Origin of the sequence: Halomonas sp. PBN3 (genome assembly GCF_000475415.1) — a bacterium.
GTDB classification, from domain to species: domain Bacteria; phylum Pseudomonadota; class Gammaproteobacteria; order Pseudomonadales; family Halomonadaceae; genus Halomonas; species Halomonas shengliensis.
This window is the reverse complement of record NZ_AXCA01000034.1, coordinates 1-10358: the sequence shown is the minus strand read 5'-3', so window position 1 is coordinate 10358 and position 10358 is coordinate 1. Positions and strand designations below refer to the sequence as shown.

Here is a 10358-nt window from a genome sequence, read left to right as displayed (position 1 = left end):
TTGATGGAATATTGGTAGGTTGGATGAAATCATCAGAAATTTCCCGGCAAATGAACAAAATGCTCCGCCACTACAATATTGATGAATGGTACGAGCCAGTAGAGGAAGAAGGTCACAGGCTTACTATAGCAATCAACAGCCCGATGGATGAAGATCCCATTAATCACCCCTGCATGCTGAGGTCAGCATTCACGACATCGGAAATATATGAATTCATGAACAACGACATCATGCTGCCCACTGAGCATGGAGCGGATCCACTCGCAGCAGAGGAATATGAGATCCTCCGTGAAGTATCAAATTATATAGTTTCTTTGGGTGTTTATATCTCGTCACACCCTGAGATGGTAAAACCTGGTAAGCCTACGTGGCTCAAGAATTCAATTCGAAACCCAAAGAGCGTCAAATATCTAACCATATAGAAAACCATATGGACTCAATAAATTAAAATATCAAATATAAAGCCACAATCACCCACTAATATCGGGCCACCCAATTAATTGGGCGGCCCGATATTGCGGAAAGGACTCGCAAATGGCGAAGAACAGGTTTTACTGTCACCACATAAACTGTGTTTTTATTCACCCCTACGAAAGTCTAAATCCATGGAAGCTCACCCCGGAATAGGTTGACCACACCGATGCATGCGGCGGGTAGGGACTGCCCAGGTGACGCCTGGCAGCAAAGGAGGTGGCTTTATGACCAGCAGCACCTTGTAGTTGACCGATTGCTCAACCATGCTTGGGAGCAAGGCCCCATAACAGAGTTCCGACAATGCTTGGCCCCCCTCCCCGATCTTCGCTACCTACAGAGGTAGCAAAGTGCCTCTTGTTGCTGACGACTGCTTGGCGGCATTGGCGCGCGGCAGCACGGCGCTGATGGCCATGGAGCACTGGGCGGATGGCGTCGATCGACTGCTGACCGAACTGGGGCCCGTCTCTGGAGCCAGCAGGGTCTGGATTCTGCAACTGGTGGAGATACAGCCCGATAGGGTGATTCAAGATTATGTTTTCGAGTGGGCCTCGTCGGAACGCTACCAGTTGCTGAACCACTATCGTTCTCGGTTCTTTGCTTCGTCACTCGATGAGGTCGAGTATCAGCAACTGGTTGAAGAGCGTCAGAGGGGATGTCGCCATAGCTTCTGCACCCCCATGCTCCCAGAGGGCCCCATCAAGCGACACCTAGAGAGTCAGGCGACTCTCTCGATGGCCAGTGTTCCCATCTTCGTGGACGGCCGCTGGTGGGGGACACTGGGGATTGATGACTGTGACCGTTCCGTCAACTGGGAGGGCCCAGGCCTCGACCTGCTGGAGACGGCAGCCCAGATGGTTGCCGCGGCTCTTTACCGCTATCAATTGAACCACCGATCGCGCCAGGTCGAACTTTTCCATAAGGTCGCCGATTGCGGCGTCTGGGAGGTCAGCCTTCGCAATGGGCGCGTATGGTGCTCCCAGGGCCTAAAGGTGGCATTGGGCTATCCCGAGACCTCTCCCCGAATGCCGCTGCGGCGTTTGGCGAATCGCTTACACCCAACGGACCGCGCAGTGATCTGGTCATGGCTCCGGGAGTCGCGTAACGCTCCTACTCCAGTCCAGTTTCGTCTCGATGTGCGCGTTCGTCTTGTCGACGATGCGTGGTCCTGGTATGAGGTCATCGCCGAGGTACAGCACAACGATCAGGGAGAGCCAGTGGCACTGGCCGGGGTGCTGGTCGATATCGGCAAACGTAAGCAAGAAGAAGAGCAAGCACAGGCTGCTTCAGAGCGGGATGCGCTGACCGGTGCACTCAACCGACGCGGCCTAGACCGGCAAATGAGCGAGCACCCCGCCACATTTCCTCGACATCTGATCTTGTTCGATATTGATCACTTCAAACAGATCAATGACACCCACGGTCACTTGGTTGGAGATGCTTTGCTGTCTCAGTTAGTAGACCGTCTTCAGCATGAACTGCGGCCCGAGGACTGCTTAGTGAGGCTGGGGGGGCGAAGAATTCGCGGTTCTTGCGACCGGCATGCAAAACGAACAGGCCATGTCTCTGGCCGAGCGCCTTCGTCGTTGTGTCGCTGATACGCCTTTTTTCATTGAAGTCGCGGGAGTTTCAAGGCCAGTGTCAGTCAACATGACAATCAGCCTTGGTGTTGCACACCAGGCTAGCGATGAGCTCGAGGCTCTCGCACAATTGATGGCAGAGGCAGACCAGGCCTTGTACGCCGCTAAACATACCGGGCGCAACTGTGTCGTTGCTGCCGAGAGCAAAGCAATCTACGAGTTGGGTAGCTGAGAGAGCCCGCAGATGCACCCATCAGTGCAAGGGGGGGTGGCGTCACGATTTAGATCAAGGCATGATACAAAGGTGCTAATGTTCAGCAAGCTTGTCCTTGCGTAGGCATTTGCACTGCGCCTCCGGCCAAGAGGCGCTTCCCTGAACTGTGTATGATCCTGCTTGCCCCTGGTGCCGGTCCCGTCACCAGGGGCGTTTTTCGTATGGGGGTCAGGCCTCTTCCCACTGCACTCGGTTGCGGCCCGTTTCCTTGGCGACATAGAGTCCCAGGTCGGCGCGCTTGAAGGCCGGCTTCAGGGTGGTCTCTCCAGCACTGACCAGTGTCACGCCCAGCGAAGCGGTGTAGTCCAGCGTGCCATCTTCCGTGGCGCTCTGGCCGACCTTGGCCGGGGTGGTGGAGACCGCCTCACGCAGCCTTTCGGCAACCTGCAGGGCCTGTTCGCGGCCGGTGTCGGGCAGCAGCACAGCGAACTCCTCGCCGCCCATGCGGCACAGTACGTCTCCGTCACGCAGCACCTGGCGGGCCAGCCTGGCGAAGGCCTGCAACACCACATCACCCACGTCGTGGCCATAGCTATCGTTGACGCGCTTGAAGTGGTCGAGGTCGATGGCGATCAGCGACAGCGGCGACCCGCTGCGCTCGGCGCGGGCGATCTCCATGGCGGCCTGGTCCTCCAGGGCGCGGCGGTTGCCGAGCCCCGTGAGCGGATCGGTCAGTGCCTGCCGCTCCAAGCGCGCCTCCAGGGCCTTGCGCTCGCTGAGGTCGAATACCATGGCCCGGGAATACTGGAAGCCGTCGTCGGTGACCTGAGCAGTGGCCTGGATCGCCACCGGCAGACGGGTGCCATCGCGACACAGCAGCTCGCACTCGGCACTGCCTTCCTGTCCCTCACCCAATACCTGGCGGAAGGCGTTATCGAAGGCCGCGCGGGTATCCGGGGTGACGAAGTCGCGGTAGAAGCGTTTGTCGATCACCTCGTCGTCGCGATAGCCCAGCCATTCAAGCTCGGTGCGATTCATCCGCACTACCCGGCCATCGCTGTCCAGAGAGTGGTAGCCACAGGGGGCGTGCTCGTAGAGGTCCTGCACCTCACCGGCGTACTGGCGGGCCTCACGCGAGAACAGCAGTGCCCGCTGCCGTAGCCCGCGCAGGCGGTGGTTGCTGAGCACCCAGAACACCCCGAAGGCGACCGACAGGGCATAGACCAGGGCGATGGCCAGCGGCTGCACCGGGTTCTCCTTGAGCAGTCCCCACAGGTTGGGTCGTGGCATCAGGATGCCGAGTCGCCAGGGTTGGGTCCCTGGATCACTGACGATGGTGCCGGCCTGGCTGCGGTAGTGCTGGGTGCGCAGGTCGTGGCTGCGAAAGGCGAGCAGGTGCGCGTCCAGGGTGGCCATACCCTGGTTACGATCGGACATCGCACGCCAGGCCGCGGGCCAGTGTGTGGCCACGGGCTCGCCGAATCGCGCCTCCTGGCCGTCGACGTCGGGCAACAGCCAGCGTCCCTGGGCTCCCACCAGCAGAGCATCGCCGCGGCTATCACGGGCATGTGGCAATGATGCAGTGAGGCGTGTCCAGTCGAGGGTGAACAGCAGCACGCCCAGGCGCTGGCCCTGATCACCAATGATTGGCGTGGCGATGTCGATGACGGTGGTCACCGGCGCCTGCTCCGCCCCGGAGGCGCCCAGGCGAGGGGGCGAGACATACAGGTCCCTGCCCTGCAGGGTCATGGCCTGGCGGAAGGCGGTCGAGGCGCCATGGTCGACCACCGGTGGCCGCGGTAGCAGGGGAGTCGTCGAAGTGGCCACCCACTCACGCCCCTCGGTGTCGACCACCGCCAGACGCGTATAGCGGCCGAAGTGCGTCAGCAGGGTGTCGAACAGGGCCTCCAGTTGCTCCCAGTCGTTCTGCGCCGCCAGGCCCCACGTCGGTGTCTCGGCAGCGTCCTGACGAGATAGAAAACGTCGCAGCAGCGGGTACTCGGCGGTGGCCAGGACCTGGTTGAAGCTCTCGTTCATGCCGCGCAGGAGTATGTCGTATTCGGACGTGAGCAGAGTCTCTGCCGACCTGCGTGTGCCGTCTGCCCGCTCCTTCAGGTGCGAGACAAAGATTGGCGTCAGGGTCAGTGTGACCAGCGCGACAGGTAGCAGGATCGCTACCGTCAGGCGGGCCCATAAAGCGTTGATGATCAATGGCGGAGCCTCGAAACAGGTCAGCCGCAATCCGTGCAGGCGAAGGGTTCACGTCGTCAGGAGCAAGGCGCAGCATGCCGGCGCGCTGAGCGCGCGCAAGTATCCAGCAAAAGTCATGTAGCGTCATCTTCGGTAGACGATATGGCTCGTGGGACGCGTGTGCCTTGCCCGTCAGAACCCGCTCGGCCACTATTCGCCTCATAGCGGGCGGTAGGTGAACCTGGGAGCATTTACCCCCATAAGGAAGGCGGCATGGAGACACGGTGGTGCTTAATGAATTAGCGCTGATGGAGGCGCAGCAGGAGGTCCACGAACGGATCGCGCAGCAGGCGCCGATCGAGGAAACCTTGGATGCCATCGCCCGCTGGATAGAGATCCTGCTGCCAGACGCTATCGTGGCCTTCATGCGCTTCGACTCCCGCCGTCAGACGCTTAGCCTCATCCCCAGCCAGCGCTTCTCCAAAGCCTACGAGGCGTGCCTGCAGGCGGTGCCCATCGGGCCGGATGCGGCTTCCTTCGGCTGCGCGGCCTACTGCCGGGAACCGGTAGTCACCGAGGACATTCGCAGCGACCCGCGCTGGGCGCCGTTTCGTGACGCTGCTGATCGAGAGGGGCTGAGGGCCTGCTGGTCCAACCCTGTGCTGACGACCGACGGTGAGTTGCTGGGCACCTTCGGCATCTACTTTCGCGACCCCAACCACCCGACAGAGTCGAGTCGGCGCCGCATGAAGCAGGCGGCGGCGCTGGTGGCCCTGGCCATCCTGCGTGACCGTGATGCCGCCAGCCACCGCACCCTTTCCGAGTGGCATCGCTCGCTGTTCGTGAATCACCCCGACGGGGTCTATGAATTCGACCTGGAGGGGCGTTTCCAGCGGGGCAACGCGGCGCTGACATGCATCACGGGCTATCCCGAAGCGGATATCGTTGGGCGACACTTCAACGAGTTTATCGAGCCTGAGTATCGCGAGCTGACCCAAGCCGGGTTCGATATTGCTCGACAAGGCGGGGCGTACCAGTACGAAACGATGGGCACCCACCGCGATGGCCATCCCTACCGGCTGGAGATCCTCAACTTCCCGGTCTCGGTGGATGGCAAGGTGGTGGGGGTCTACGGCGTTTGCCGTGATATCACCGCTCGCAAGCAGCAGGAAGAGGATCGCCTCCTACTGGAGCGAGGTATCCAGGCCACCCCCAACGGCGTGGTCATGGCCGATGCCACCCAGACCGACATGCCGCTGGTGTATGCCAACGAGGCCTTCTATCGCCTCACTGGCTACACCCCCCTGGAGGTGCTGGGCCGCAACTGCCGCTTCCTGCAGGGGCCAGACACTGACCCTGAGGCCCTCGTCGCCATTCGCCGGGCGATCAGCGAGCGACAGTCCACCGAGGTCACCCTGCTCAACTACCACAAAGACGGCACGCCCTTCTGGAACCACCTCTCGCTGAGCCCTGTTTTTGATGCGGAAGGTGCCTGCACACACTACATCGGCATCCAGCAGGACATTACCCGGCAGCGCGAGCAGGAAGCTCAGATCGCCCACCAGGCGACCCACGACCTGCTTACCGGTCTGCCCAACCGTACCGCCTTCGATGAGCACCTTCAGGCGGCTTTCGCTCGGGTTCAGGAGGATCAGGGGCTGTTGGTGGTGATGCACCTCGACCTGGATGGCTTCAAGGCCGTCAATGACGGCTTGGGTTACCACATCGGCAACCAGCTGCTGGTGGCGGTCAGCGAGCGGCTGTGCCAGGTGGTGGACGGTGATGCGAACCTGGCCCGCATGACCGGCGACGAGTTCGCGCTGCTACTGTCTGACCTCGATAGTCGCCAGGCCGGGGTCGACATGGCCGAAGAGGTCTTGAGTGCCCTGTCGCGGCCGTTCCTGATTGAGGAGCGTGCCCTGCACATCAGTGCCAGCATCGGCATCGCCTGCAACTGTGAGAGCGTGGCGTACGCCTACGAGCTGATGCAGCGCGCCGATCTGGCGGTGGCCGATGCCAAGCAGCAGGGGCGCAATACCTGGCACTGGTATCAGGGCGACCAGCATCGCGGCACCGAAGAGGCGGTGCTATTGCGACACGATCTGCATACCGCACTGAGCCAAGACCAATTCGAGCTCTACTATCAGCCCATCGTGGAGGCGGTGAACGGACGCATCCGAGGTATGGAAGCCCTGATCCGTTGGCACCACCCTGAGCGCGGGATGATCTCGCCCTGCGTGTTCATCCCGCTGGCCGAGCAGACCGGCCAGATCATTCCCCTGGGGCGCTGGATCCTGCGCCGTGCCTGCCAGGACGCCGCGACGATGTATGCCGCAGGCGGGCTGGTGGGTCCGGTCGCCGTGAACATCTCCTCGCTGCAGTTCCGACGTGACGGCTTCCTGGTCGACGTGCAGGCGGCTTTGGACGATGCCGACTTGCCGCCCGAGCTGCTGGAGCTGGAGGTCACCGAGAGTGTGTTGCTCGACGGCGCGGAGCAGGCCATCACGATGATCAATACGCTCAAGGCGATGGGGGTTCGGGTCGCGCTGGACGACTTCGGTACCGGCTTCTCCAGTCTCAGCTACCTGCGCGACCTGCCGATCCACAAGGTCAAGCTCGACCGTGCCTTCATCCAGGACATCGCCACCAGTCGCAGCAATGCCGCCATCGTCCAAGGGATCATCACCATGGCCCATCACCTGGACCTGGTCGTGGTCGCCGAAGGCATTGAGGAGCGGGAGCAGCAACAGGACCTGATCCGCCGCAACTGCGACCTGCTGCAGGGCTTCTACTTCGCCAAGCCAATGCCGCGAGAGGCCATCATGGAGCTTCCAGGGCAACTGCCGGTACCTGTGGGGCTATGAGGTAGGTCATGGGCCCCCTTCACCGGGCTCTATGGCCAGTGGCCCTCTCTCCGGCCATCACATGTAAAGAAAACCAAGGTTTCTTTATCGGCAGGTGCCGCGACGACACGAGAAGACGCCGAGCCGAGGCCTTATGACTCCCAGACTTGCCAGCTGAGCCGAAACCAATCACTATTCGGCTCATAACGTGAGCCGAATGACGTTGTCATTCGGCTCCTCCGCCTTCTTGGAGGTCTGGCATGACCGATCAAGCCTCGACATGGATCTGGCAGCATCCTGATTGGCCGAACTTCACCTGGCACGCGGCCGAGGTTCAGCCACGGGTCCAGGCATGCTGGAAGGATCTCGGCATCTTGCTGGGACGGTCGGGAGCCCTGACATCCGCAGATGACCAGGACGCTGAGGCAAGAGCCGCTCTGGATACGCTATTGCAGAATATCGTCACCTCCTCGGCCATCGAGGGGGAGCGTCTTAATGTGGCGTCAGTTCGCTCATCCCTGGCCCGGCGCCTTGGCGTGGAGGAAGCAGAGGGGACGACGTCACCACGTTCCGAAGGCCTGGCGGAGCTGATGCTGGATGCCACCTTCAAGCCTGACACGCCGCTGGACACCAAGAGGCTATTTCAGTGGCATCGGTGGTTGTTTCCTGATGCTGACGCCGGCCTGACGACGCTAAGGCCCGGGCAGTGGCGCGGGGTGGAGCCCATGCAGGTGGTCTCGGGTCGCCTCGATCGTCCCAAGGTGCATTTCGAGGCACCGCCGCGTGAGGGGTTGGAACATGAGGTTGATCAGTTCCTCGCGTGGTTCGAGTCCAGCCGTCATGACCCCGAGTTGGATCCCCTGGTTCGGGCGGGCCTGGCACACTTCTGGTTTGTGACGCTGCATCCGTTTGAAGATGGCAACGGCCGGATTGCCCGTGCCATCGCCGATCGCGCCTTGGCGCAGGCGGATCAGCAGAGTATCCGCCTGTATGCCATGTCGGCGGCCATCCTGAAGCGCCGCGCCGACTACTATTGTCGCCTGGAAGCGAGCCAGCGTGGCACGCCAGACCTGACGGCCTGGCTTGTCTGGTTCCTGGAGACTCTGGATGCCACCTTGCTGGACGTTCTGGCACAGGTCGATCGGAAGCTGGCCAAGGCCCGCTTCTGGCAGCGCTTCAGGTCGACCGGCTTGCTCCCCGAGCAGGTGAAGGTGCTGAACCGCCTTCTTGATGGAGGAGAGAGAGGCTTCGAACACGGCATCAGTGCGTCGCAGTACCAAAAAGTCGCCAAGGTCAGTAAGGCAACCGCCACCCGTCACCTCGCCGGGCTGGTCGAGAAGGGGTGCTTGGTGAAGCTTCCAGCAGGTGGCCGTAGCACGCGCTATCAGGTGCCGGAACGGCTCCGTCAGAACGACGGGGAGTAGGCGTCCCCCACGACGGCGAGGCGTTCCTGAAGATACGTATCCTCTGCCTTCGGCATCTCCAGGAAGGACGTCCACGAGGGACGCACAGGACGCAGAGTGACCACGTCCCCCTTCCGAGAGATGGCCAACTCCTCTACGCCTTCATAAGCCATGTCAGCCGGTAGGCACACTACCTGATCCCCTTCGAGGGTATGGATCGGTACAGTCCGCATCTGGCTCAGCCTCTGGTGTCACGGTGGGTGTGAGAGGAAATTATGGTCAATTATTGTCTCGAGTATAATTCATGGCCATGATGTAAAGAAAAAGAGGGTTTGTTTTCCGTGAGGTGCCGTGATGACACGAGGAGATGGAGCGCCGAGCCATGCTGTTGAGGGAGCTACCCCCGATGACCCCCGAGATCGACTGAAGGGTTCGGTGCAGGGGTACCAGGAGCCGTTTGAGCCAGTGGGCCTCGAGGATTGGGAGGCACATGACAATCATGCTGCCATTAGCGCGGCTGTACTGCGGACAATGCCGAGAATTGCTCGCGAGTGGGGTTGTTCTGATGAGGAGATGGCGGCTCTCCTGGGGCTGGGGTTGGCGACGTACCGTGCATGGTCGAGTGATCCCGCCCGAGCAGCTTTGGATAGAGAGCAACGCGAGCGAGCATCTCTGCTGCTGGGGATCTACACGGCGCTGGAGACCCTGTTTCACTCGGCCGATCGCCAGTGTCGGTGGCTACATCACCCCAATCAGGGGGCGCTCTTCCAGGGCAGGGCACCAATGGAGCACCTGCGCCATGGTGGGCTATCCGCCTTACGTGAACTCCGGGCATACCTCGACGCTGAACAGCAGGGAGGCTTTGCATGATCATTGGCTACGCTCGCGTCAGTACCCAGGACCAGAGCCCACAGTTGCAACGTGATGCGCTCGAGCAAGCCGGCTGCGAGCAGGTCTTCGAGGAGCGTGTCACCGGCACCAAGCGAGAGCGCCCCCAGCTGCAGGCCTGCCTGCGTGTCCTACGCGACGGCGACACCCTGGTGGTGTGGAAGCTCGATCGGCTGGCCCGCTCGCTCAAGGATCTGGTGGAGCTAGTTCACGAATTCAACGAGCGCGGTGTGGGCTTCCGGTCGCTGACCGAAGCGATCGATACCACCAGCGCCGGTGGCAAACTGGTGTTCCATATCTTCGGCGCCTTGGCCGAGTTCGAGCATAGCCTGATCCGGGAACGGACTCTGGCTGGCTTGGGAGCGGCCAGAGCCCGCGGCCGCAAGGGAGGACGCCGCCCGGCCATGTCACCCACAGACGCTCGCAAGGCGGCGGCGATGTTAGCTAACCCTGAGATCACCAAGACCGAGGTGGCCAAGCACTTCGGTGTCAGCCGGGTGACCCTGAATGCCTCTCTGGAGCGCGAAGGGCTGGCCAAGTCCGTGAACCACCCCAAGCTCGCGCAGCTGCTGGCAGAGTGCGACCCTAACGCGCCTGAGCTGGAAGAACTGAAGGCCTGGCAGGGCTCGCCGGCTGTTGGGCGTGAAGAGCTATAAGCACGCCTAGCTGTGATCTCTCGGTAGGATGATAATCGAGCGTTCTAAGGCTTCGGCCCAAGGGCATCACTCGCCAAGATCCGTATCTCTGGCGCTAGCAGTCTGTCGGACTT

8 protein-coding genes are annotated in these 10358 nt (G+C 61.4%); 7 read left to right on the top strand and 1 reads right to left on the bottom strand.

Annotation, left to right across the window (positions count from 1 at the left end; all coding sequences use genetic code 11):
- The 3 genes from Q673_RS36415 to Q673_RS37205 form a co-directional block, all read left to right on the top strand.
- Positions 1–422, top strand: a 422-nt coding sequence (locus tag Q673_RS36415) for a hypothetical protein (RefSeq protein WP_235048471.1), incomplete at its 5' end; no start/stop codon positions are given.
- 399 nt (positions 423–821) lie between these two features.
- Positions 822–2069, top strand: coding sequence for a sensor domain-containing diguanylate cyclase (locus Q673_RS35790; protein ID WP_081711955.1), 1248 nt, complete (start codon positions 822–824; stop codon positions 2067–2069).
- Complete coding sequence (locus Q673_RS37205) at positions 2014–2283, top strand: diguanylate cyclase (protein WP_081711954.1); 270 nt, start codon at positions 2014–2016, stop codon at positions 2281–2283. Before Q673_RS35790 ends, Q673_RS37205 begins: the two co-directional genes overlap by 56 nt.
- 210 nt (positions 2284–2493) lie before the next feature.
- Here Q673_RS37205 and Q673_RS21555 read toward each other — a convergent pair whose 3' ends face one another.
- Positions 2494–4302, bottom strand: a complete 1809-nt coding sequence (locus tag Q673_RS21555) for a diguanylate cyclase (protein ID WP_023004705.1) — start codon at positions 4300–4302, stop codon at positions 2494–2496.
- A 440-nt stretch (positions 4303–4742) separates the two neighbouring features.
- Between Q673_RS21555 and Q673_RS21550 the strand changes: the two genes are divergently transcribed.
- From Q673_RS21550 to Q673_RS21535, 4 genes are all read left to right on the top strand, one after another.
- Positions 4743–7319 (top strand): EAL domain-containing protein, encoded by a 2577-nt coding sequence (locus tag Q673_RS21550; protein WP_235048470.1) that lies wholly within the window; start codon positions 4743–4745, stop codon positions 7317–7319.
- A 239-nt stretch (positions 7320–7558) separates the two neighbouring features.
- Positions 7559–8722, top strand: coding sequence for a Fic family protein (locus Q673_RS21545; RefSeq protein ID WP_023004703.1), 1164 nt, complete (start codon positions 7559–7561; stop codon positions 8720–8722).
- Between the two features lie 333 nt (positions 8723–9055).
- Complete coding sequence (locus Q673_RS37200; RefSeq protein ID WP_081711953.1) at positions 9056–9571, top strand: antitoxin Xre-like helix-turn-helix domain-containing protein; 516 nt, start codon at positions 9056–9058, stop codon at positions 9569–9571.
- The gene (locus Q673_RS21535) at positions 9568–10245 is read left to right on the top strand and encodes a recombinase family protein (protein ID WP_023004701.1); all 678 of its coding nucleotides are present in this window, start codon (positions 9568–9570) and stop codon (positions 10243–10245) included. The genes Q673_RS37200 and Q673_RS21535 overlap by 4 nt, the downstream gene beginning before the upstream one ends.
- Positions 10246–10358: the final 113 nt, after the last annotated feature.

Bases quoted from the DNA above. Each gene is read 5' to 3' on its own strand.
- Q673_RS37205 (WP_081711954.1), top strand. From the start codon at position 2,014: ATGCAAAACGAACAGGCCATGTCTCTGGCCGAGCGCCTTCGTCGTTGT.
- Q673_RS21555 (WP_023004705.1), bottom strand. From the start codon at position 4,302: ATGAACGAGAGCTTCAACCAGGTCCTGGCCACCGCCGAGTACCCGCTG.
- Q673_RS21545 (WP_023004703.1), top strand. From the start codon at position 7,559: ATGACCGATCAAGCCTCGACATGGATCTGGCAGCATCCTGATTGGCCG.
- Q673_RS37200 (WP_081711953.1), top strand. From the start codon at position 9,056: ATGACACGAGGAGATGGAGCGCCGAGCCATGCTGTTGAGGGAGCTACC.
- Q673_RS21535 (WP_023004701.1), top strand. From the start codon at position 9,568: ATGATCATTGGCTACGCTCGCGTCAGTACCCAGGACCAGAGCCCACAG.